This window comes from Saccharothrix isguenensis (assembly GCF_052936305.1).
Genome location: NZ_CP193626.1, coordinates 7085536 through 7108338, shown reverse-complemented (window position 1 = coordinate 7108338; position 22803 = coordinate 7085536). Strand labels below are relative to the sequence as shown.

Below are 22803 nucleotides of genomic sequence, written 5' to 3'. Positions count from 1 at the left end.
CGCGCTCGGGGACGGCCTTCGTCAGGCGTTCAAGACCATGCGATCAGGTGATGTCCTTGCGCTGCGTGGCGGCCCAGCCGCCGAGGAAGAACAGCGCCGTCCACACCAGGAAGATCAGGCCGCTCAGCCACCAGTCGAACGCGCCGAGCGCACCCGCGAGGGCACGCACGACCTCCACCAGCTCGTCCGGCACCACGCCGGCGTTCGACAGGAACAGCGACGCCGCCACCGAGCCCGTCAGGCCGTTGACCGAGCCGTTGGGCAGGAAGCCGATGATCTCCGGCAGGTCCTGCGAGGCCAGCACGTAGTGCAGGCCGTTCTCCACCAGCAGCATGTACAGCAGCAGCACCACGGTGGTGCCCACGACGCTGGTCATCAGCGCGCCCACGCCCACGCCGAACATCGTCATCAGGATCGACGACAGGATGCCGACACCGGCCAGCGCGAGCCAGCCCCCGGCGTCCGGCAGGTTGCTGGCGTCCGAGGTCAGCCCGATGCCGATGCTCACCGACGCCACGATCGCGACGCCGAAGATCGCGCCCCACGCGATGTAGACGACCATCTTCGCCAGCATCGCGGAGACCCTGGTCGGCGCGGTGAGGAACGTGGTGGTGATGGTCCGGCGGTTGATCTCGTTCGAGATCGCCAGCCCACCGAAGATCATCGGGAAAATCGTGGCGATGTTGATGCTGCGCGCCATCCCGAAGAGCGACAGCTGCCACTGCGACGGGTCCACCCCGAGCATCAGGGTCAGGTCCTCGGCCTCCGCGCTGCTCATGACGTCGCTGACGCTGGTGGAGATGGCCCCCGTGGCCAGCGCCCAGCCCAGCGCCATCAGCACGGTCGGGATCATCAGACCCCACCACAGACCGGTGGTCGTCGTCTTGCGGAACTCCGACTTGATCAGGTTGCCCATCACGCACCGCCCCCGTGGCCGCCCTCCGTGTTGCTGACCGTACGGGTTGTCCTGGGGCGGCGGCTGTTGTCCCGGCGGTGGTTCATGGCCCTGTGGGGGCTGTTGGTACTGCTGCTCGTACCCCGGCGGTGGCTGCTGGGCCTGCGGTGGCTGGTACTGCTGCTGCTCGTACCCGGCCGGCGGCTGGAGGTACGGGCCCTGCGGCGGCGTCTGGTAACCGGGCTGCTGCTGGTAGCCGGGCTGTTGCTGCTGGTAGCCCAATTGCTGGTAGCCCTGCTGTTGGTACGCCTGCTGCTGGTAGCCCGGCTGCTGGCCGTACTGGTTCTGCCCCGGCGCCGCGTACTGGCCGTTGGTGAGCTGGAAGAACAGCTGCTCCAGGTCGGCCTTCTCCTCCTGGATGCCGTAGATCGACACGCCCGCCTTCAACGCGGTGTCCGCGACCTGCTTGGACTCCGCGCCGGTGACCGCGATCCGGCCGTCCGGCAACTGCTCGATCGCGTGGATGCCGTCCTCGCGCAGCGCCACGACCAGCGCGCCCGCGTCGGACGGCTGCACCAGCACCCGGCTCTGCCGCTGGGCGCGCAGGTGGTCCAGCTGCCCGTAGTACATCGTCTGGCCGCGGCTGATGATCACCACCTGGTCGACCGTCTGCTCGACCTCGGCCAGCAGGTGGCTGGAGATCAGCACCGTCCGCCCGCTGCGCGCGTAGGACTGGAGGAACGACCGCAGCCACGCGATGCCCTCCGGGTCCAACCCGTTGGCCGGCTCGTCCAGCACCAGGATCTGGGGGTCGCCGAGCAGCGCGGTGGCCAGGGCCAGGCGCTGCTTCATGCCCAGCGAGAAACCGCCCGCCCTGCGCGAGCCCGCCGCGCCGAGGCCGACGAGCTGGAGCACCTGCTCCGCGCGAGAGTCCGGCACGCCGATGGCGGCGGCGTAGACCCGCAGGTGGTTGCGCGCCGTGCGCTTCGGGTGGAAGCCCTGCGCCTCCAGCACCGCGCCGACCACCCTGGCGGGGTTGCCGAGCTGCGCGAACGTGGTGCCGTTGATCAGTCCGGTGCCCGCGGTCGGGGTCACCAGGCCGAGCAGCATGCGCAGTGTCGTCGTCTTGCCCGATCCGTTGGGGCCGAGGAACCCGGTCACCGACCCGGGTTCCACCGTGAAGCTGAGATTCTGCACCGCTGCGACCGGACCGAACTGCTTGGTCAAGTTCTGCACCACGATGCGGCCTGTGCCGTCGTGCACGCGTCCCTCCCGATTACTCCTACCGGGCGTCATCCTGCCTTAGGCGGTTCACTCGGGTAGGGCATGTCGGGGTTTCGGTCCGGTGGTCGGGATCTCGGCGGTCGTCCCGGCGTCGTTCGGGCGGCGCAGCGGGCGCAGCGGGCGGCGGCGCTCGCGGTGCGGCACGCCCTCGCCGATGAGGTGCTGGTGCGCCATGTTCCACACCTGGCACGGCCACTTCTTGTGCCGCACGATGCCGGGGCACGCGCCGCAGCGGCCGTCCGGATCCGGTTGGTGCACGGTCAACAGCAGGCGCCAGCCGTCGGCCAGGCGGTGGATCTCGGAGCGGGCCAGCGGCACCAGTGCCTCCGCCTCACCGCTCTCGACGACCTCGTCAAGCTGCGCCAGCCGACGCATGACGGCGGCCCGCAGTGCCTCGTCCACCCGGGTCACATCCTGTCGGCGGCTTGGTCGAGCAGGTGGTGCAGCCTCCGCGTCTGTGTGACGGACATCACGGCGGACTCGCCTGGTGGTGCGACCAGCAGGACCCGGTCGTTCTCGACGAGGACGGTCATCGACCGGTCCCGTCCGAACGGGTCGTGGCAGTCGATCCAACCCTGGGGTTCAGCCATCTGCGCTCCGATCGGGGTGGCGCGGCAGAGTGCCGCCGCGCTGGCGGACGACCCCGCTGCGTAGCCGCGGAGCCCCGTCCTGTGCATCGGCCGGCCAGTCGTCGTGACTTACCTGTTACGACGCGAATTCACTCGTTCGCTTGAGAACGCGCACGGTGTGTTGCCAAGTGACGGGGAAATGTCGGCTGAATCGGTGGGGTCGCTGGGCAGGGAACGTGGTTCCCGGCTAAGATTGGTAGCGCGGCCCGCTCCCAGTGACCCCCAGGCTGGTTGAGCGGGCCGTCTTATCGTCGAAGGGCCCCGCTCACGTGCTGTGAGCGGGGCCCTCTGCGTTGGACGGGTTCGCGGCGCGCGGCGAGGTGCGGTTCGCGGCGCTCAGAGGTCGAGCGCGGTGTGGGGCATGTCGTGCGCCTCGGCGACCGGCAGGTTGGTCACCAGGCCCTCGTGCACGTTCAGGCCCAGCGCCAGCGACGCGTCCGCGCGCAGCGCCGCCTGCCAGCCCTGGTCGGCCAGCGCCACGGCGTACGGCAGCGTCACGTTGGTCAGCGCGTAGGTCGACGTGCGCGGCACCGCGCCGGGCATGTTGGCGACGCAGTAGAAGACCGAGTCGTGCACCTCGTACGTCGGGTCGGCGTGCGTGGTCGGCCGCGAGTCGGCGAAACAGCCGCCCTGGTCGATCGCGATGTCCACCAGCACCGAGCCGGGCTGCATCCGGGCCACCAGGTCGTTGGACACCAGCTTCGGCGCCTTCGCGCCGGGCACCAGCACCGCGCCGATCACCATGTCGGCCTCGCGGACGGCCTGCTCCACCGCGAAGCGGTTGGACGTGAGGGTGCGCAGCCGGCCCTGGTACAGCGCGTCGATGTGGCGCAGCCGGTCCACGTTCGTGTCCAGGATCTGCACGTCCGCACCCATGCCGACGGCGATCGCGGCGGCGTTCAGGCCCGCCACGCCACCGCCGATGACGACCACGCGCGCCGGGTGCACGCCGGGCACGCCGCCGGGCAGCACACCGCGCCCACCGGAGGGCTTCATCAACGCGAACGCGCCCACCTGCGGCGCGAGGCGGCCCGCGACCTCCGACATCGGGGCCAGCAGCGGCAACGCGCCGTTCGGCGCCTGCACGGTCTCGTAGGCGATCGCGGTCGTGCCGGAGTCCACCAGCGCCTGCGTCAACGGCCGGTCGGCGGCCAGGTGCAGGTACGTGAACAGGACCTGGCCCTTGCGCAGCCGCGGGTACTCCTCGGCGACGGGCTCCTTCACCTTGAGCACCAGGTCGCCCTCGGCCCACACGTCGTCCGCGGTGGCCAGGACCTTCGCGCCGGCGGCCAGGTACTCCTCGTCGGTGATGGCGGAGCCGAGGCCCGCGCCGGCCTCGACCACCACGTCGTGACCGCGCTGCGTCAGCTCATGGGCACCCGCCGGGGTCAGCGCGACGCGGTACTCGTGGTTCTTGATCTCGCGGGGAACGGCGATCCGCACGGTGGGCTCCTTCGGGCTTTGTTACACCAAAGGTCCGGTACCGGGGTTTCGGTGTCATCGTGCTGCCGGCACTAACGGCAGGGTTCCCAGTTGTGCTCCTCGAACAAACATGGCGGCGCGTTGACACCCGTCCGGGCGGGGCTTAGCGTGCGCACACCAACTGAACATCGGCCGCGGCGCGTTGTCGAGCGCCGGAACCCGCGCGGGAGAGACCTCGGTGTTCGTGCCGGGGCGCCGAAGGAGCAAGCCACCCCGCACACTCTCAGGCAGCGAGAACCGCACGGGTGAGGCAACTCTGGAAAGCGTGCTTCGGCGCGCACCCACGGTGCAAGCCGGGATCGGTTCGACGGTCGGCCGTCGTGACCCGGCGAAGCTCTCAGGTCCCAGGACAGAGTGGGGATCCGAACCTCACCCAGGGAGCGCTGCGATGACCTTTCCGGACAACCTGCTGTACACGCCCGAGCACGAATGGGTGGACTGGGCGCCGGGTACCCAGGACCCCGTGGCGATCGGCATCACCTCGTACGCGGCGGAGTCGCTGGGCGACATCGTGTTCGTGGAGCTGCCCGCACCGGGCACCCGCGTGAAGTCCGGCGACGTGTGCGGCGAGCTGGAGTCGACCAAGTCGGTGAGCGACCTGTACGCGCCGGTCAGCGGCGAGGTGGTGGAGGTCAACGCGGAGGCGGTGGCCGACCCGTCGTTGATCAACAACGACCCGTACGGCCGCGGTTGGCTGTTCAAGGTGGCCGTGGAGGACGCGACCGGGTTGCTGACCGCCGCGAAGTACGCGGAACTGACCGGGGACTGAGCATGGCCATCAGCGTGTTCGACCTGTTCTCGGTCGGGATCGGACCGTCCAGTTCGCACACCGTGGGTCCGATGCGGGCGGCGGCGATGTTCGCGGGCCGCTTGGGTCCGGTGCTGGCGTCGGTCGACCGGGTGCACGCGGAGCTGTTCGGGTCGCTCGGCGCGACCGGGCACGGGCACGGGAGCCCGAAGGCGGTGCTGCTCGGGTTGGAGGGGCACCGGCCGGAGGAGGTCGACCCGGCCGAGGCCGAGCGGCGGGTGGCGGAGATCCGTGCCACCGGGCGGCTGCGGTTGGGTGGTGAGCGGGAGATCGCGTTCAGCGAGAACACCGACCTGGTCATGCACCGGCGGAAGTCGCTGCCGTTGCACCCCAACGGCATGAGCTTCACCGCCCACTCGGGTGACGCCGTGGTCGACTCGGCGGTGTACTACTCGGTCGGCGGCGGGTTCGTCGTGGACGACACGGCCAGCGGGACGGACCGGATCAAGGCGGACGAGACGCCGCTCGCGCACCCGTTCCGGACCGGTGACGAGCTGCTGGCGCGGACCAGGGAGACCGGGTCGTCGATCTCCGAGGTGATGCTGGCGAACGAGACGTCGTGGCGGAGCGAGGCCGACGTCCGGTCCGGGCTGCTGCACATCTGGAACGTCATGCAGGAGTGCGTCGAGCGCGGGTGCAACGAGACCGGTGTGCTGCCGGGAGGTCTGAAGGTCCGGCGGCGCGCGGCGGAGATGCGGCAGTCGTTGGCGGCCGAGCAGTTCGCCACCGACCCGTTGCGGGTGATGGACTGGGTGACCCTGTTCGCTCTGGCGGTGAACGAGGAGAACGCCGCAGGCGGTCGCGTGGTGACCGCGCCGACCAACGGAGCGGCCGGGATCGTGCCGGCGGTGCTGCACTACTACACGCGGTTCGTGCCGGGCGCGTCCGACGACGGGGTGGTGCGGTTCCTGTTGACGGCGGGTGCGGTCGGCGTGCTGTTCAAGGAGAACGCGTCGATCTCGGGCGCCGAGGTCGGTTGTCAGGGTGAGGTCGGCTCGGCGTGCTCGATGGCGGCCGGTGGTCTGGCGGAAGTGCTCGGCGGCACGCCGGAGCAGGTCGAGAACGCGGCCGAGATCGCGATGGAGCACAACCTGGGGTTGACGTGCGACCCGATCGGCGGGTTGGTGCAGATCCCTTGCATCGAGCGGAACGCGCTGGCGGCGATCAAGGCGATCACGGCGGCGCGGATGGCGCTGCGCGGGGACGGGTCGCACTTCGTGTCCCTGGACAAGGTCATCAAGACCATGCGTGAGACGGGCAAGGACATGAAGAGCAAGTACAAGGAGACGGCACGCGGCGGCCTCGCCGTGAACGTCATCGAGTGCTGACGGCCGTGAGCCGCACCTGACGGGCTCCACCTCGTTGACGCGGGGTGGAGCCCGTTGCCGTTGGCGTGGACCGGGTCAGCGGTGGTGTGGCCGGACTCCTCGGTGGCTACGGCAGCAGGGGCACGTCGTCGCGGGCGCGCTGTGGTGGCGGGTTCAGCGGCAGGTGGAACCGGGTGTAGGTCTCGAACTCGGTGATGGGTCGGAAGCCGAGACGACCCAGCAGGGCGACGCTGCGGTGGTTGCCGTGGGTGACTCCGGCGAAGATGTCGGTGGCGCCGTGGAAGGTCCGGGCGTGCCGGACGATGGCCGTGCAGGCGGCGGTGGCGTAGCCGTGTCCCGTGGCGTCGTGGCTGAGCCAGTAGCCGAGGCCGTACCCGGGTGGGGCGGCGTGGGCGAGGTCGACGCGGCCGACCAGGCGGTCCTCTAGCCGGATCCCGTACCAGTCGGGCCCAGGTCGGGCCAGGTGATCGGTGACCCAGGCGAGGGTGGCGTGCGCCTCGTTGACGTGGTCGCCGTGGCGGTTGAGGTGGTCGCGGTTGCGGTCCAGGACGGCGTAGTAGGACTCGGCGTCGGCGGCGGTCAACGCGGTGAGGACCAGTCCCGGCACTGAGGTGACCAGTTGCCCTGCCGCGCAGGATCCGGGCTGTTCGGGGGCGGGTTGGTCGGTCACGCGTCCTGCCGTCCTGGCGGGTCGTTCCACCGGTTGACGGGTGCGGTGCGGGAGGCGGCCCTCGGTTGGGCTACCTCCCGCGCGTCGTTCGGTGGAGTTCGGTGGACTTCGGGGGAGGGCGGACTTCGGTGTGGGAGTGCGGACTCGCTACGGGAGGACGGACTCGATCGCCTTCACCACGGCCTCGTTCTCCGGGTCGGTGGCGGGGCGGAATCGGGCCGCGATGTCGCCGGTGGGGGTCACCAGGAACTTCTCGAAGTTCCACTGCACGTCGCCGGCCGCGCCGTCGGCGTCGGCGAAAGCGGTCAGCTCCGCGTACAGAGGGTGCCGCTCGGGGCCGTTCACGTCGATCTTCTGGAACAGCGGGAACGTCACGCCGTACGTGGTGGAGCAGAAGGTGGCGATCTCCTCCGCCGTGCCCGGCTCCTGCCCGGCGAACTGGTTGCACGGGAACCCGACCACCGAGAAGCCCTGCGCCGCGTACCGCTCCTGGAGCCGCTCCAACCCCTTGTACTGCGGCGTCAGCCCGCACTTGGACGCGACGTTCACCACCAGCAACGCCTTGCCCGCCAACGAACCCAGGCTCGACGGCTCGCCGGACAAGGTGTGCACGGGGATGTCGTGGATGCTCATGAGCCCGAGGCTACGTGGCGCTCCACGAGCGCGCGCAGGGCGCTCATCTCCGCCGCCAACGCGGCCCGCCCGTCCGGCGTCACGCTGACCCACGTCCTGGGCCGCTTGCCGTCGTACCCCTTCTCCACCGCGATCAGCCCGGCCTGCTCCAGCACGGTGATGTGCCGCGACAGGTTCCCGGCCGTGAGCTCCAACGTCGACCGCAGGTACCCGAACTCGACTCGCTTCGCCTCGGCCGCGATGGTCAGGATGCCCAGCCGGTGCTTCTGGTGCACCACGTCGTCCAGCGACGCGGTCGGGTGGTCACTCACGCCGCAACCCCACCAGACCTCCCACGACGAGCACAAATCCCGGCAACAGCACCACGGAGGCCATCGACCACAGGGTCGCCGGCCCGTCCCGCACCGGTGTGAAACCGGCGGACAGGCACACCGCGACGAGGTAGCCGGCCGTGGTGGTGGTGAACCGGGTGCTGCGCTCCACCGCCGCCAGCACCACCAGGCCGAGGCCGATCACGATGAACTGGCCGACCCAGCCCTGGGCGTACTGCAGCGTTGCCGTGCCGAGCACCGCCATCACGGCGGTGAGGGCGCGGGGCGCCTTCCAGCGCCACAGCACCGTGGCCGCCGCGATCAGCATCAGGCCGACCGCCGTGGCCGGCCCCTGCTGGAGCTGCCCCCACTTGGACATCGGCACGTACCGGTGCATGGTCTCGCTGACCAGCGGTGAGCCGACGCCGATCGCCACGGCCGCGAGGTAACCGCCGGTGGACGTCTCGATGCCGACCCGGCGGCCTCGCCGGCGGTACCACCACGCGGTGACCAGGGCTCCGACCACGAGCACGGTCAGCCAGTACAGGCCGAGCGCCATCGGGTACCGCATGGCGTGGCCCGTGCCGAGCGACGGCAGGGGGTCCCACCTTGCCGTGTACCCCCAGTCGAGCGCCTCCGGGCCCCACGGCTGGTAGAGCGGTATCGCGAGGAACGACGCGATGCCGAAGAAGAGGAGCGGGAACGGGTAGGCATGGCGGTCTTTCCGTGCCCTGCGACGCAGTGCGTCCAGATCCCCCAACAAGTCTGCCATGCAGTCAGGTTTGCACCGCAAACCTGAGGTGTCAACCGCGGAACCCGGTCAACTGCGTGGTCGGAAGATCGTCACCACCACCCGCATGCCGAGCAGCACGCTGATGACCAGCAGGTTGTAGCCGAGCACCTGGACAGCGAGACGCCCGGGCCCGCCTGCGGTCCACCGTCCGCGCCCAGCAGCAGTGCCACCATCAGGCCCGCCGTCGCGCCAAGCACGGTCGGCATCACCTGGTGCAGCAGCGACACGATGAACTGCCGGTCCCGCTCGTCGGCGAACAGCCGCATGCTCAAGCCCAGCCGACCCTGCTCCAACGCGCCGGAGATCCACTCGGCCCGCCGGGGCAGCCGGCGCAGCATGGGCAGCATCGAGTGCAGCTCCTCGGTCACCGTCCGCCGCAACGACTCCGGCGTGAGGTGCGCGCTGAAATGCTTGTCCGCGAACACCCGCGACTCGACCACGATGTCGAACCCCGGCGACAGCGCGGCCAGCGTCCCCTCCACCGTCGCCAACGCCCGGAACACCGCCGCGACCTCCGGCGGGACGCTCAACCCGTACCGGTGGACCAGCGTGAACAGGTCGCCGAACATCTCCACGTCCGGGTCGATCGCCGGCAGCATCTTGCCCAGCGCCGACCGGAGCTGCGCGTCGAGCCGGCCGACCGAGCCGAAGTCCAGCATCCCGAGCCGGCCGTCGCCCAGCAGCATGATGTTGCCGGGGTGCGGGTCGGCGTGGAACACGCCGCTGACCATGACCTGGCGCAGCAGCGCGTCCAGCAGTGAGCGGGCCGGCGCGTCGCGGTCCGGTCGTGTCCAGGGGCGCCGACCGGATCGGCACGCCGTCCAGCCGTTCCATCACCAGCACGCGTGACGTGCAGAGCTCGTGGTGCACGGCCGGCAGCACGATGTCCGAGTCGGTGGACGCGGCGCGCACGGCGGCGAGGTTGCGCGCCTCCACCCGGAAGTCCGGTTCCTCGCGCAGCGCGGTGGAGAACCCGGCGACCAGGTCGCGCACGCCGATCGCCTTGCCCCACCGGGTCTTGTCGTGCAGCGTCGAGGCCAGCCGGTTCACGATGTCCAGGTCGCCCTCGGCGACCCGCCGCACGCCCGGCCGCTGCACCTCCCGAACTGCTCCCCGCGGACGTCGTCGACGAGCTGATGTTGTTGCAGGGCAAGGTCCCCGCCGCCCCGTGGCCCGCCGTGCGCGAGGTGCTGGTGGCCGAGCTGGGGAGGTCAGCAGGGCGATCATCAGCAGGAGCGAGATGCCGATCTGCACGGTCGCCAGGGCGGGCATCGTGTCCGAGGTCGGCATGGTGCTCAGCGCCACTTCGCTCAGCGACAGGCCGAGCGTGCACGCGAGCGCGGTGCGGACCAGGCCGACGTGCAGCCCGAGGATGTGCCGGGTGGCCAGTGCCAGGCCCAGCACCAGGAGCGGGAACATCAGTGGAACGCCCACCGTGTGCAGCACGGAATCACCCATGCGTCATCCCGCAAGCGGATCGGGCGGAGGATAGGGCGGACGGACTGAGACGGTGGGCGGATCTACCGTTCACGAATGTGAAAGTTTCACGAATGTGAAGATTGTTGACGATCCGGAGTGGAGTCCCTACGGTCGGCAACAGAGGTCCTAGGACCTTCGCAGGAACCCCGTGGCGGGGCCCATGACTTCGGCGGCGGTGTCGTGGGCCCCGCTGCGGGTTTTCGCGAAACGCGTTGGCGGAACCCGTTGCCGGACCCCCGTTGCGAAACCCTAGAAGTCGAACACCGGGCCGGTTTCGGCGCGCATCACGCACGGGTTCGGGAACCTGGCCTCGAACACGCGCGTCTCACCGCGCCACGTGCCCGACGCGCGAACGGTCACCGGGTCGTACTCCAGCGTGCAGAAGGCGTGACCGGTGGCCAGGCCGGTGAACTGACCGTCCACATCGGAGAGTGCGCGGCACGCGTCTTCGGCGTGGGCGTGCATGCCGCCGGCGGGTTCGCACATCAGGGTGGTCGCGCGCATGGTCATGCCGCGCGACGTGCTGAGCATGAGGATCGACTCGGGTGCGGAGACGGCGGGGACCAGGGCGGCCAACGCCGCGAGCAGAGGGAGTGGTGCCATGCTGCTCAGCCTGACCGCCTCGCGCCACTGGCTCCAGTGAACTCACCTGATCGTGTAGTGGTCAGTGTTGGTGGGGGTCAACGGGCTCGGACGTGAGCGTGGCCAGGGTGGTGGTCAGTCGGGCGGCCGGGGTGGGGCCTTCGAGGGTGGTGCCTTCGGTGGTGCGCCGAGCGAGCACGCCGTCGGGTCGGACCAGGGTGGCGCCCCCGGTGTCGATGCCGTACCGCTTGGCCAGTTCGCCGGTCGGTTCCCGGACGTCGAGGACGTTCGGCGACGGGACGTCGGCCTTCCACGCCTCCTTGAGGGTGAGCAGGGGCCAGGTGGTGAGGTCCACAGTGGACTTCGTCGTGCCGTCGTGGTGGATCGTCACGTGGGGGCGCGGAAGCCCGGTCGGCCGCTGGGGTCGGCGGGGTCAGGTGCAGGTAGTCGATCTCGTCCGGCACGTCCGGGCCGGCCAGGTGCGGGCGAACCGCGGCACGTAGTCGGCGAACGACCGTCACCCGGTGTCCCAGTCGTGGCACTCTTGCACGATCGTGTGGAAGACCTGGCCGGTCGCCTTCGGGTGGGGCGATGATGCCCTGTGCTCCGAGATGGCCCGCACACGCCTGTCCTCCATGTCAAGACTCTCAGGTACTAAGAGGATCGTTGCGCAAGGGAGACGGTGGCGCCGGTGCGGGCCGACTCGAGGGCCGCTTGGAGGATCTCCAGGCCGGTGATCGCGTCCGCGGTCGGGACGGGGGACTGGCCGGCGGCGATGGCTGCGTAGAACTGCTGGTAGGCGCCTGGCTCGGTGGGCACGGGCTCGGTGTCGAGCACACCCCACTGGTCGACGGGGTCCTCGCCCCAGCCTTCGCCGCCGGGGGTCCGCCCCGCCTTCAGGGCTTCCTCCTGGGGGTCCATGCCGTGCTTCACGTAGGCCGAGCGGTTGCCGAGCACGCGAAAGCGGGGGCCGAGCGAGGCCGCCAGCGCCGAGGCCCAGAGGTGCGAGACGGTGCCGGACGGGTGGGTCAGGGCGATGAACGCGTCGTCGTGGGCCCTCGCGCCCGGGCGCAGGGTCCGGATCTCGGCGTAGACGGTCGTCGGCCGGCCGAAGAGCGCCACTGCCTGGTCCACGAGGTGGGTGCCCAGGTCGAACGCGATGCTGCCCAGGTCGGCCGGGTCGCCGGATTCCTTCCAGCTGTCCTTGATCTCCGGCCGCCAGCGCTCGAAGCGGGACTCGAAGCGGTGGACGTCGCCCAGTGCCCCTTCGTCGATCAACCGCGCGACGGTGCGGAAGTCGCCGTCCCACCGGCGGTTGTGGAACGGGGCGAGGAGGAGGCCGCGTGACGCCGCGAGCGCGGCCAGGTCGCGCGCTTCCGGGGCGGAGGGGGCGAACGGCTTGTCCACCACGGCGTTCAGGCCGTGTCCCAGGGCTGTGCGGGCGTGGGCGGCGTGGAAGCGGTTCGGTGTGGTGATCACCACGAGGTCGAACTCGGCTGCCCGCCGCCACACGTCGTCGAGCGAGGCGATCAGTTCGGTGCCGGGGTAGCGGGATGCCGCTTCGGCGCGGCGGTCGGGGTTGGACGTGACGATGGCGGACAGGGTCAGGCCGGGGGTGGTGGAGAGGAACGGGGCGTGGAAGGCGGCGCCGCCTAGTCCGTAGCCGATCAGAGCTGTGCGCATGGCCGAAACCCTAGGCGTCCGGCTTCGTCTCGGTGGTCCGTGCCGATGGCGCCGGCCGGTTCCGGGGCGCGACCTCCTGGTCCGCACCCGCACGCCGCACCCGCAAGCGCTTGCCGGTTGGCAAGGTCCCTTGCTGCCGTGGTGGTGGGGGGCCGTGGTGGTGAGGACGACCTACTCGTCCAGGGCGGTGGCGATCCAGGCGGCCACGGGCAGCTCGCGCAACTCGCACTCCACGGCCAGCTTGACCGTCCACCGGAGGGCCTGGAGCACGACCGTGGCCAGCTCTTGGGGCTGTCCGTTGGCCAGCGCGATCTCGATCTGCTCGGCCGCCGCCTCCTGGTCGCCGTGCACCTCGGCCAGCAGCGTGCGGATCGCGGTCCGCACCGGCGGGTCGGCGTCGTCGATCTGCACCTCCTGCCCGTCCTCGTCGAAGACCTGCATCTTCACCGGCGTCGCGCCGCCCGAACCGAGGACGGCGACCATGGCGCTGCACTCGGAGAACAGCAGGAGGACCAGCTCCCGGATCTCCTCGTTGCCCTCGGGCGAACCACTGAGGAAGCCCGTGACCAGGTCGACCGCGACAGCGTCTTCCCCGACCTTGGCGGCGGCCAGGGCCTCGCCGGCCACGGCTTGGAGCCGTGACCAGCGATCCGGATCTTGCTGCGGGTGCATTCAGCCATCTTCCAACACGGAGTAGGGGCGCACAGGTCTGCCGTATTCGCGGCTCTGCCGTATTGCCTACCTGGTGGCGTTCGCCTGCCGCAACGGCTTGTCCGGCGGGTGCGGTCTCGGGTATGGGTTCCGGTCCGGGTGCTACCCGGGTAGGTCAGCCCACGGTGGCATGTGCGGGCACGACCCGCGGCCTGGCATCGGGGCCCTGATCCGCACTCTCCTCCTGGTCGTGCTGCTCCGCGACCGCACGCGGGTCTTCGAGGGGGTCGGTGAGGCGCCGTGATGCGCGATCCGGTGATCTACGCGACGCGGGCGGTCGCCGTCGTCGGGGTGGTGCTGGGGCACTGGCTGGTGACGGCGGTGGTGCTGACGGGTGACGGGACGGTGGTGGACAGCCCGCTGCGGTGGATGCCCGGGTTGGTGCCGGTGAGCTGGGTGCTCCAGGCGTTGGGCTTGTTCTTCTTCGTCGGCGGGTTCGGGGCGGCGCGGTCGGCGGCGCCGTGGTGGCTGCGGGCGCGGAAGCTCGTGCTGCCGGTGGCGGTGCTCCTCGGCGTGTGGGGCCTTGTCCTCCCGGACTGTCCTTGCGCGGGCTGCCGCAGCAGACGGTGTCGACGGTCGGGTACCTGTCGTGACGCCGTTGTGGTTCCTGGCGGTGTACGTGGTGTTGACGGCGTTCACACCGGTGCTGCTGGGGTTGGGGTGGTGCTGGTCCTGCGGCCGTCGTTCCGGGCGCGGGGGCTGAACGCGCGGGCGTTGACGATCTTCCTGGTGCACCGGAGCGCGTTGCCGGTGGCGACGTTGGTCGGGTCGGTGGTCGGCCCGCTGCGCGGCCCGCACACCCCGCCTTCGGAAGCGCTATGGGTGTTGGAGCGCGGGACGTGGCTGCCCGTGTTCGGCTGCGCGTGCCTGGTCCTGCTTCGGTATCGCCGCGAGCAGGGCGGCCACGATCGTCGCGCCGTGCAGGGCGACCATCGCGGCGGTCGGCTCCAGCACCAGCAGCGGCGGGACGCAGGCCAGCGCGGTGAGCAGCCACGGGCGGCGGTCGTGGCAGGTGCCGGCGCGGGCGGTGTGCAGCAGGTACCAGGCGAGCAGCAGGTGGATCAGGTTCTGCAGCGGGTCGACCTTGAACACGACCAGCGTGCCGCCCGCGCCCGCGAAACCCGTGACGACGAACCCCAGGACGCCCAGCACGCCGTACCCCGCGCCGAGCGTGACGGCGAGTCGGGTGCGGTGCGTCTCGCGGGTGCGGCAAGGGCTCAGGGCGGCGTTGCGCTCGAAGCGGTGGAACGCCAGGAGGACCGGCAGGAGCAGCAGCACGAGGACGGCCGGCCAGCGGGGACGGGAGGCGACCCAGGCGTAGGCCGCGGGCGGGTCGAGCAGCCCCAGCAGGCCGATCACGGTCGCCAGCACGGTGAGGTAGCCGAGGTAGACGGTCATCGGCGTGGTCCGGGCGAACTCGACCACGCTCCACTGGCGGTGGCCTTCGAGCCAGGCCGTGACGCGCGACCGGAGCAGCAGCACCAGGCAGATCTGGGCCAGGCCGAGCACCAGCAGGCAGATGGTGGGCGGGCTGAGGTTCGAACCGCCCTCACCGGGCAGCGACATCATCGTGCGCGGGTAGCCGCCGAACGTGATCAGCGCGAGTAACGCGGGGACGGCGGCGAGGGCCAGGGCGCCGAGCACCTTGCGCGAGATCCGGTGCAGGCTGCCGTCGGCGTAGTAGAAGCCGAGCTGCTGGAGCAGGAGGGCGCCGAGCACCAGGTTGAGGTAGCCGCCGGTGCGCCACTGGAACGCGATGCGGGCGAGGTCGACCACGACCATGGCGGCGACCAGCGCGACCGGCGTGACCAGGCGGGCGTGGCGGTGCAGCCAGGCCATGACGGGGGTGGCGGCGACCGCGACCACGTAGAGGCCGAGGAACCACAGCGGGTGGGCGATCAACCGGCCGAACATCTCCACCCGGGACTTGTCCACGTCCAGCAGTTCGAGGGGAAGCGGCAGGACCAGCCAGGCCAGCACGAACGCCAGCACCGGGCGGAGCAGCCACGAGACGCGGGCGGACAGGTAGCGGCCGTAGCCGCCGTGGTCGGCCTGGACGGCGTGCCAACTGGTGAGGTTCGCGTGGCCGCCCGCGAAGTAGAAGACCGGGATGGCCTGCAGCGCCCAGGTGAGCAGCCAGAGCCAGGTCGCGCTCACGCCCGCCCAGTGCAGCACGGTGAGCACGGACTGGCTGATGATCACCACGCCGAGCGCGCCGAGCCGCAGGAAGGTGGCGTAGCGGTCGTCGGTCATGCGCGGTGGCGGCGCGGTGTCGCGCTCCTGCCGTCGTTCCGGACGTCGGGGCAGACGGGCGAGCAGGAGGAAGACGACGACGGCGCTGCCGAAGCCCCAGGCGAGGACCGGTTCGTGGCCGGGCGGGCCCCAGCGCTGCCGCCAGGAGTTGAACTCCAGCCCAACGGCGTAGAGCTGCGCGGTGGCGTGGCAGCGGGTGGCGTGGCCGCGCGGGTTGTGGTCGCACTGGGCGTGCATGTCCTGGGCGAGGCGGGCGTCCAGGGCCTTGCGGGCGTCCTGGCCGAGCGGGCGGCCCTTCTGCTCGGCGTAGCGCAGGAGGTCGTAGCCGAGGTCGTGCGCCTTGCAGCCGGCGCCGAAGTCCCATTCGGTGTCGCCGGCCGGGCCGGAGCACCCGCCGTTCGGGTCGATCGCCCGGGTGGTCCCGTCCGGGGCGGTGATGAGCACCGGAGCGCGGTTCACCACCTCGGTGAAGTCCGGGGGGAACGCGGTGAGCGGGCTGGCGCCGGTGGGGGCCGCCATCGCCTCGACGGCTCGGGCGGCGGTCGCGACGTCACCGGTGAGGGGGGTCGTGTCGGTCGCTCCGGCCGGGCGGGAGGCGATCACCCCGCACACGAGAACGGCCAGGGCGACGAGCAGGAACCTGAACCAGGAGGGCAGGCGGGCGAGCAACCGGAGTCCCGGCCACCCCCCGGTGGTGTTCACCGCCAAGTCGCTCATCGGCCGCCAAGGTTACGCGAGTCCTACGTTCAGACGGCGTGCGTCCTAAGGTCGGAACAACCGAGGCCAGCGCTCGGCACACGCGAGTTCAACGCTCGGAACGGGCGGTTCGGACGTTCGGAACGAGCGGCCCGGACGTTCGGAGCACTACGGGAGGGCGCCGGCCAGGGAGGCCAGGGCCATCTGCGAGAGCAGGGTCGCCATCTGGTCCCGGTCCAGGTGGGCGCTGTGCGGGGTCGAGTTGATCAGGCCGAAGACGGCGTGCGCGGCGGCACGGGCGGTGGGCTCGTCCACCTCCGGCGAGGTCTTGCGGATCATCTCCACCCACACCTCGACGTAACGGCGCTGGAGCGCTCTCACCCGTCGCCGGTCGGGGTCGGTCAAGTTGGCCAGGTTGCGACTCTGCACGGTGATCAACGCCGGGTCGTCCAGCGCGAAATCGACGTGCCACCGGATCAGTTCCCGAAGTGCGTGCGCCGGGTCGGTGGACGCCGACACCCTGGCCTGCCCGCCTTCCAGCAGCCGTTCGCTGATGGACGTCAGCATCTCGCCCAGCATCGCGTCCTTGCTCCGGAAGTGCCGGTACAGCGCCGGCCCGGAAATGCCCACCGCGGCACCGATGTCGTCGATTCCGACGCCGTGGAAGCCGTGCCGGGCGAACAGTTCGGCGGCGGCGGCCAGGATCTGGTCCCGGCGGTTTTGCTTCGCTGTCTCGGCTGGCACGCCGCCCATCTTAAACGGCGGGCCCGACGCACGTAAACGCCCGTTAACCTCACCGTCGGCAGAAGATCACCAACCGGTCCTCGAAACACGTAGTTAACTCTTGACCCACTCTTCTTAAGCGGCCTTACCTGCTGGTAACACTTGACGTGTTCCGCATCACCCTGCGTTGTTTCCCTCCGGGAGGCTCCGATGCGCCTTGTCCGAATCCTGTCCACCGCAGCACTGGCGTTAGCCGCGTCGCTCGCACTCGTCGTGCCGGCCGAGGCGGCCGGCGCCAACTACGTCGCCCTCGGCGACTCCTACTCGTCCGGAACGGGCACCGGCTCGTACTACGGCGACTCGGGCGGCTGCAAGCGCAGCCCGTACAGCTACCCCGCCCTCTGGGCCGCCTCGCACGCGCCGGCGTCGTTCAAGTTCGTCGCCTGCTCCGGCGCGCGGACCGGTGACGTGCTGAACAACCAGGTCAGCGCCCTCACCTCGACCACGTCCCTGGTCAGCATCTCGATCGGTGGGAACGACGCCGGGTTCACCGACGTGATCACCACCTGCACGTTCGGCTCCGACTCGACCTGTGTCAACCGGGTCAACCAGGCGAAGGCCTACGCCACGAACACCCTGCCGGGCCTGCTCGACAACGTCTACACCCAGATCCGCAACCGCGCGCCGTCCGCCACGGTCGTCGTGCTCGGCTACCCGCGCCTGTACAAGGTGCCGGGCAGCTGCTCGGTCGGCCTGAGCGACACCAAGCGGGCCGCGATCAACTCCGCGTCCGACACCCTGCACCAGGTCATCTCCGCACGGGCGGGCGCCAAGGCGTTCGCCTACCGCGACCTGCGCGGCGCGTTCACCGGCCACGAGATCTGCTCGTCCGACTGGTGGCTGAACAGCCTGTCCTGGCCGGTGGAGGAGTCCTACCACCCGAACCGCAACGGCCAGCGCCTCGGCTACCTGCCGCAGCTCAACGCCGTCACGGGCTGAGCTGCACGAGCGTGACGCACTCCCGGAGGGGGCCGCACCCGCGGCCCCCTCCGGCTTGTGAGCCGGCGTTAACAAGCGCTAACATCTCCTCGGGTTAACGACTGCTAACCGCGAGGAGCCCGATGGACGCCCCGGTGCTGCGCAGCACGGCCGACAAGTCGGCCGATGCCTTCCGGCGCTACCACGACGACCACACCCGGCTCGTGCACGACCTGCGCGCCAAGCTCGGCACGGCCGCCCTGGGCGGCCCGGAGAAGGCCCGCGCCCGGCACGTCGAGCGAGGCAAGCTGCTGCCCCGCGACCGGGTGGACACGCTGCTCGACCCCGGTTCGCCGTTCCTCGAACTGTCACCGCTCGCCGCCGACGGCATGTACGGCGACGAGGCGCCGGCCGCGGGCGTCATCACGGGTGTCGGCCGCGTCTCCGGCCGCGAGGTCGTGGTCGTCGCCAACGACGCCACCGTCAAGGGCGGCACGTACTACCCGATGACGGTCAAGAAGCACCTGCGCGCCCAGGAGGTGGCGTTGCAGAACAACCTGCCGTGCGTCTACCTGGTCGACTCCGGCGGCGCGTTCCTGCCCAGGCAGGACGAGGTGTTCCCGGACCGCGAGCACTTCGGCCGGATCTTCTTCAACCAGGCCACCATGTCCAGCCGGGGCATCCCGCAGATCGCGGCCGTGCTCGGGTCGTGCACGGCGGGCGGCGCGTACGTGCCCGCGATGTCGGACGAAGCGGTGATCGTGCGCGGTCAGGGCACGATCTTCCTCGGCGGCCCGCCGCTGGTGAAGGCCGCGACCGGCGAGGTCGTCACGGCCGAGGAGCTGGGCGGCGGCGAGCTGCACTCGCGCACGTCCGGCGTCACCGACCACCTGGCGGAGGACGACGCGCACGCGCTCAGGATCGTGCGCTCGATCGTCAGCACGCTGGGGCCGCGCGCCCCGCGCCCGTGGCAGGTGGAGCCGACCGTCGAACCGGTCGTCGACCCCGCCGAGCTGTACGGGGTGGTGCCCACGGACAGCCGCACCCCGTACGACGTGCGCGAGGTGATCGCGCGGGTCGTGGACGGCAGCCGGTTCCAGGAGTTCAAGAAGGAGTACGGCGCGACGCTGGTCACCGGGTTCGCCCGGATCCACGGCCACCCGGTCGGCATCGTCGCCAACAACGGCGTGCTGTTCGGCGAGTCGGCGCTGAAGGGCGCGCACTTCATCCAGCTGTGCGACCAGCGCAGCGTGCCGCTGGTGTTCCTGCAGAACATCAGCGGGTTCATGGTGGGCCGGGAGTACGAGGCGGCGGGCATCGCCAAGCACGGCGCGAAGATGGTGACGGCGGTGGCGTGCGCCCGCGTGCCGAAGTTCACCGTGGTCATCGGCGGGTCGTTCGGCGCGGGCAACTACTCGATGTGCGGGCGGGCGTACTCGCCCCGGTTCCTGTGGATGTGGCCGAACGCCCGGATCTCGGTGATGGGCGGCGAGCAGGCGGCGTCCGTGCTGGCGACGGTGCGGCGCGACCAGCTCGGTGACGCGTGGTCCGCCGAGGACGAAGAGGCGTTCAAGGCGCCCATCCGGCGGCAGTACGAGGACCAGGGCAACCCGTACTACTCCACGGCCCGGCTGTGGGACGACGGCGTGATCGACCCGCTCGACACGCGCATGGTGCTCGGCCTGGCCCTGTCCACGGCGGCGAACGCCCCGATCGAGCCGGTTTCCTACGGCGTCTTCCGGATGTGAGGGCGATGTTGCGACAGGAGATGGTGCGGCAAGGGATGTTCGACACCGTTCTGGTGGCCAACCGCGGTGAGATCGCGGTGCGCGTGATCCGCGCGTTGCGGAGGTTCGGGATCCGGTCGGTGGCGGTCTACAGCGACGCGGACGTGGACGCGCTGCACGTGCGGCTGGCGGACGTGGCGGTGCGGATCGGGCCGGCGTCGGCGCGGGAGAGCTACCTGTCGATCGAGCGGATCACCGAGGCCGCGGTGTCGAGCGGGGCTCAGGCCGTGCACCCCGGGTACGGGTTCCTCGCCGAGAACGCGGAGTTCGCGCGGGCCTGCGACAAGGCCGGGCTGGTGTTCATCGGGCCGCCCGCCGAGGCGATCGAGGCGATGGGCGACAAGATCCGCGCCAAGCTGACCGTCGCGGCGGCCGGTGTGCCGGTGGTGCCGGGGCGGACCGAGGTCGGGATGACCGACGACGACCTGGTGGCCGCGGCGGCCGAGATCGGGTTCCCGGTGCTGCTGAAGCCGTCCGCCGGTGGTGGTGGCAAGGGCATGCGGCTGGTGGAGTCCGGCGACGGCCTGCGGGACGCCATCGAGTCGGCGCGGCGGGAGGCGCGCGGGTCGTTCGGCGACGACGCGCTGCTGATCGAGCGGTTCATCGGCAACCCGCGGCACATCGAGATCCAGGTCATGGCCGACGCGCACGGCCACGTGGTGCACCTCGGCGAGCGTGAGTGCAGCCTCCAGCGGCGGCACCAGAAGATCATCGAGGAAGCGCCGTCGCCGCTGGTCACGCCCGAGATGCGGGACGCCATGGGCACGGCGGCGGTCGAGGCGGCGAAGGCCGTCGGGTACGTCGGCGCGGGCACGGTCGAGTTCATCGTGGACGGCGCGTCCGGCGACTACTTCTTCATGGAGATGAACACCCGGCTCCAGGTCGAGCACCCCGTCACCGAGCTGGCGACCGGCGTCGACCTGGTCGAGTGGCAGCTGCGCGTGGCGTCGGGCGAGCACCTCCGGCTCGACGACGTGCGGCTCACGGGGCACGCCGTGGAAGCGCGGGTCTACGCCGAGGACCCGGCGCGCGGGTTCCTGCCGACCGGCGGCACGGTGCTGGCGCTGCACGAGCCCTCCGACGTGCGGGTGGACTCGGCGCTGCGGGTCGGGTCGGTCGTCGGCAGCGACTACGACCCGATGCTCGCCAAGGTGATCGCGCACGGGGCGACGCGCGGGGAGGCGTTGCGCCGGCTGGACTCCGCCCTGGGGCGGATGGTCGTGCTCGGCGTGACGACGAACATCCCGTTCCTGCGGGCGCTGCTGGCCGACCCGGACGTCCGCGCGGGCGCGTTGGACACCGGGTTGGTGGAGCGCAAGCTGGAGTCGCTGGTGCGCCACGAGGTGCCGGACGAGGTGTTGGCGGCGGCGGCGTTGGAGCGGCAGCTCGCGGTGCGCGGTGACGACCCGTGGGAGCGGTCCGGCGGGTGGCGGGTCGGCGAGCACGCGTGGACCACGTGGCTCATCGACGGCGTCGAGGTCCGCGTGCGCGGTGACGAGGTGTCGGTCGGCGGTCGGGAACCGTTGCGGCTCAGCGCTTCCGTGGACGGCGACCGGCTCGTCGTCGGTGGTCGGCGGTATGCGATGGCCCGCTCCGGTGACGTGCTGTGGCTCGGCGTGGACGGGCGCACGTGGGCGTTGACCGAGACGCCGCCGTCCGAGGTGTCGTCGTCGGCGGTGGCGGCCGGCGGTGGTCCGGTGACCAGCCCGATGCCCGGCACGGTGCTGGTGGTGCGTGCTGCCGAGGGTGAGCACGTGACCGCCGGTCAGCCGTTGTTCGTGGTCGAAGCGATGAAGATGGAGCACACCGTCACGGCACCCGTGTCGGGCGTGCTCACCGAAGTGCGGGTCCAGGCGGGCCAACAGGTCGCGCTGGACCAACCCCTGGCCGTCGTCGTGCCCCACGAGGAGTGAACGATGTTGGACTTCCGCCTTGACGAGGACTACGAGGCGCTGCGCAAGACCGTCGAGGAGTTCGCCCGCGAAGAGGTCGCGCCGGTCATCGGCGGGTTCTACGAGCGGGAGGAGTTCCCGTACGAGATCGTCGCCAAGATGGGGCGGATGGGCCTGTTCGGCCTGCCGTTCCCGGAGGAGTTCGGCGGCATGGGCGGCGACTACTTCGCGCTGTGCCTGGCGTTGGAGGAGCTGGCGCGGGTCGACTCCTCGGTGGCCATCACGCTGGAGGCCGGGGTCTCGCTCGGCTCCGTGCCGCTGTACCGGTTCGGGTCCGCCGAGCAGAAGGCCGCCTGGCTGCCGCGGATGTGCTCCGGCTCCGTGCTGGGTGCGTTCGGGCTGACCGAGCCCGGCGGCGGGTCGGACGCGGGCGCGCTGCGGACCACCGCGCGGCTCGACGGTGACGAGTGGGTGATCAACGGGACCAAGGCGTTCATCACCAACTCGGGCACGGACATCACCGGTCTGGTGACGGTCGCGGCGATCACCGGGCGGCGGGAGAACGACAAGCCGGAGATCTCGGCGATCATCGTGCCCAGCGGCACGCCCGGGTTCTCCGTGTCGCGCAAGTACTCCAAGGTCGGCTGGAACGCGTCGGACACGCGTGAGCTGTCGTTCCAGGACTGCCGGGTGCCGGTGGCGAACCTGGTCGGCGAGCGCGGGCGCGGGTACGCGCAGTTCCTCCAGACGCTGGACGAGGGCCGGGTGGCGATCGCGGCCATCGGCGTCGGCCTGGCGCAGGGGTGCGTGGACGAGTGCCTGCGGTACGTGGGCGAGCGCGAGGCGTTCGGCCACAAGATCGGCTCCTACCAGGCGATCCAGTTCAAGCTCGCCGAGATGGAGGCGCGCACCCACACCTCGCGGTTGGCGTACTACCAGGCGGCGGCGAAGATGCTGCGCGGCGAGCCGTTCAAGCGCGAGGCGGCGATCGCCAAGCTGGTGTCGTCCGAGGCGGCGATGGACAACGCGCGCGAGGCGACCCAGATCTTCGGCGGCTACGGCTTCATGAACGAGTTCCCGGTGGGCCGGTTCTACCGCGACGCCAAGATCCTGGAGATCGGCGAGGGCACCAGCGAGGTCCAGAAGATGCTGATCGCGCGGGAACTCGGGCTGAAGAGCTAGGCCC

The 22803-nt window shown here is 70.9% G+C and carries 20 protein-coding genes, 3 pseudogenes and 1 riboswitch; of the genes and pseudogenes, 6 read left to right on the top strand and 17 right to left on the bottom strand.

Translation table 11 applies throughout. The annotated features are described in order from the left end of the window. Nucleotides 1–43: 43 nt before the first annotated feature. The 5 genes and pseudogenes from ACRAKI_RS31865 to ald form a co-directional block, all read right to left on the bottom strand. A pseudogene (locus ACRAKI_RS31865) lies at nucleotides 44–898 on the bottom strand (hypothetical protein); the annotation flags it as partial. 42 nt (nucleotides 899–940) lie between these two features. Further along, nucleotides 941–2158, bottom strand: a pseudogene (locus ACRAKI_RS31860) (ABC transporter ATP-binding protein); the annotation flags it as partial. Nucleotides 2159–2206: 48 nt separating this feature from the next. Then, a complete protein-coding gene (locus tag ACRAKI_RS31855; RefSeq protein ID WP_447004194.1) occupies nucleotides 2207–2581 on the bottom strand; it encodes a hypothetical protein in 375 nt (124 codons plus the stop codon). A gap of 5 nt (nucleotides 2582–2586) precedes the next feature. Then, complete coding sequence (locus ACRAKI_RS31850; protein WP_447004193.1) at nucleotides 2587–2769, bottom strand: hypothetical protein; 183 nt, start codon at nucleotides 2767–2769, stop codon at nucleotides 2587–2589. A 375-nt stretch (nucleotides 2770–3144) separates the two neighbouring features. Then, a complete protein-coding gene (ald, locus tag ACRAKI_RS31845; RefSeq protein ID WP_447004192.1) occupies nucleotides 3145–4251 on the bottom strand; it encodes an alanine dehydrogenase in 1107 nt (368 codons plus the stop codon). 193 nt (nucleotides 4252–4444) lie between these two features. Next, nucleotides 4445–4540: riboswitch (glycine riboswitch) on the top strand. Between the two features lie 138 nt (nucleotides 4541–4678). On the opposite strand from ald, the gene gcvH reads away from it, so the two are divergent. Both gcvH and ACRAKI_RS31835 read left to right on the top strand, forming a co-directional pair. After that, nucleotides 4679–5059: a glycine cleavage system protein GcvH gene (gene gcvH, locus ACRAKI_RS31840; protein ID WP_447004191.1), complete on the top strand. Its 381-nt coding sequence runs from the start codon at nucleotides 4679–4681 to the stop codon at nucleotides 5057–5059. Nucleotides 5060–5061: 2 nt separating this feature from the next. Then, on the top strand, nucleotides 5062–6426 hold the full coding sequence (locus ACRAKI_RS31835) for an L-serine ammonia-lyase (RefSeq protein WP_447004190.1): 1365 nt from the start codon (nucleotides 5062–5064) through the stop codon (nucleotides 6424–6426). 106 nt (nucleotides 6427–6532) lie between these two features. On the opposite strand, the gene ACRAKI_RS31830 is transcribed toward ACRAKI_RS31835, so the two are convergent. From ACRAKI_RS31830 to ACRAKI_RS31775, 12 genes and pseudogenes are all read right to left on the bottom strand, one after another. Beyond that, complete coding sequence (locus ACRAKI_RS31830) at nucleotides 6533–7033, bottom strand: GNAT family N-acetyltransferase (protein ID WP_447004189.1); 501 nt, start codon at nucleotides 7031–7033, stop codon at nucleotides 6533–6535. 210 nt (nucleotides 7034–7243) lie between these two features. Next, nucleotides 7244–7729 (bottom strand): glutathione peroxidase, encoded by a 486-nt coding sequence (locus ACRAKI_RS31825; protein WP_447004188.1) that lies wholly within the window; start codon nucleotides 7727–7729, stop codon nucleotides 7244–7246. After that, nucleotides 7726–8040, bottom strand: a complete 315-nt coding sequence (locus ACRAKI_RS31820) for a winged helix-turn-helix domain-containing protein (protein ID WP_447004187.1) — start codon at nucleotides 8038–8040, stop codon at nucleotides 7726–7728. Before ACRAKI_RS31820 ends, ACRAKI_RS31825 begins: the two co-directional genes overlap by 4 nt. Then, complete coding sequence (locus tag ACRAKI_RS31815; protein ID WP_447004186.1) at nucleotides 8033–8812, bottom strand: hypothetical protein; 780 nt, start codon at nucleotides 8810–8812, stop codon at nucleotides 8033–8035. The genes ACRAKI_RS31820 and ACRAKI_RS31815 overlap by 8 nt, the downstream gene beginning before the upstream one ends. 71 nt (nucleotides 8813–8883) lie before the next feature. Beyond that, on the bottom strand, nucleotides 8884–9552 hold the full coding sequence (locus tag ACRAKI_RS31810; protein ID WP_447004185.1) for an AarF/UbiB family protein: 669 nt from the start codon (nucleotides 9550–9552) through the stop codon (nucleotides 8884–8886). Between the two features lie 94 nt (nucleotides 9553–9646). Continuing rightward, nucleotides 9647–10060 (bottom strand): annotated as a pseudogene (locus tag ACRAKI_RS31805) (AarF/UbiB family protein); the annotation flags it as partial. A 501-nt stretch (nucleotides 10061–10561) separates the two neighbouring features. Next, nucleotides 10562–10915, bottom strand: a complete 354-nt coding sequence (locus ACRAKI_RS31800; RefSeq protein ID WP_447004184.1) for an SSI family serine proteinase inhibitor — start codon at nucleotides 10913–10915, stop codon at nucleotides 10562–10564. A gap of 61 nt (nucleotides 10916–10976) precedes the next feature. After that, complete coding sequence (locus ACRAKI_RS31795; protein WP_447004183.1) at nucleotides 10977–11285, bottom strand: hypothetical protein; 309 nt, start codon at nucleotides 11283–11285, stop codon at nucleotides 10977–10979. 263 nt (nucleotides 11286–11548) lie between these two features. Continuing rightward, nucleotides 11549–12577: a Gfo/Idh/MocA family protein gene (locus ACRAKI_RS31790; RefSeq protein WP_447004182.1), complete on the bottom strand. Its 1029-nt coding sequence runs from the start codon at nucleotides 12575–12577 to the stop codon at nucleotides 11549–11551. A 171-nt stretch (nucleotides 12578–12748) separates the two neighbouring features. Continuing rightward, nucleotides 12749–13249: a hypothetical protein gene (locus ACRAKI_RS31785; protein WP_447004181.1), complete on the bottom strand. Its 501-nt coding sequence runs from the start codon at nucleotides 13247–13249 to the stop codon at nucleotides 12749–12751. A gap of 855 nt (nucleotides 13250–14104) precedes the next feature. Then, entirely contained in the window at nucleotides 14105–16258 is a 2154-nt protein-coding gene (locus ACRAKI_RS31780) for a phospholipase A2 (RefSeq protein ID WP_447004180.1), read from the bottom strand. A 147-nt stretch (nucleotides 16259–16405) separates the two neighbouring features. Further along, nucleotides 16406–16981, bottom strand: a complete 576-nt coding sequence (locus tag ACRAKI_RS31775) for an SACE_7040 family transcriptional regulator (RefSeq protein WP_447004179.1) — start codon at nucleotides 16979–16981, stop codon at nucleotides 16406–16408. Nucleotides 16982–17170: 189 nt separating this feature from the next. Here ACRAKI_RS31775 and ACRAKI_RS31770 point away from each other — a divergent pair, with 189 nt between their 5' ends. The 4 genes from ACRAKI_RS31770 to ACRAKI_RS31755 all read left to right on the top strand — a co-directional run bounded on the left by ACRAKI_RS31770 (nucleotide 17171) and on the right by ACRAKI_RS31755 (nucleotide 22799). After that, the gene (locus tag ACRAKI_RS31770) at nucleotides 17171–17959 is read left to right on the top strand and encodes an SGNH/GDSL hydrolase family protein (protein ID WP_447004178.1); all 789 of its coding nucleotides are present in this window, start codon (nucleotides 17171–17173) and stop codon (nucleotides 17957–17959) included. 122 nt (nucleotides 17960–18081) lie between these two features. Continuing rightward, complete coding sequence (locus ACRAKI_RS31765) at nucleotides 18082–19686, top strand: carboxyl transferase domain-containing protein (protein WP_447004177.1); 1605 nt, start codon at nucleotides 18082–18084, stop codon at nucleotides 19684–19686. A 35-nt stretch (nucleotides 19687–19721) separates the two neighbouring features. Then, nucleotides 19722–21638 (top strand): ATP-binding protein, encoded by a 1917-nt coding sequence (locus ACRAKI_RS31760; RefSeq protein WP_447004176.1) that lies wholly within the window; start codon nucleotides 19722–19724, stop codon nucleotides 21636–21638. A 3-nt stretch (nucleotides 21639–21641) separates the two neighbouring features. Beyond that, nucleotides 21642–22799, top strand: a complete 1158-nt coding sequence (locus ACRAKI_RS31755; protein WP_447004175.1) for an acyl-CoA dehydrogenase family protein — start codon at nucleotides 21642–21644, stop codon at nucleotides 22797–22799. The last annotated feature ends 4 nt before the right edge of the window (nucleotides 22800–22803 follow it).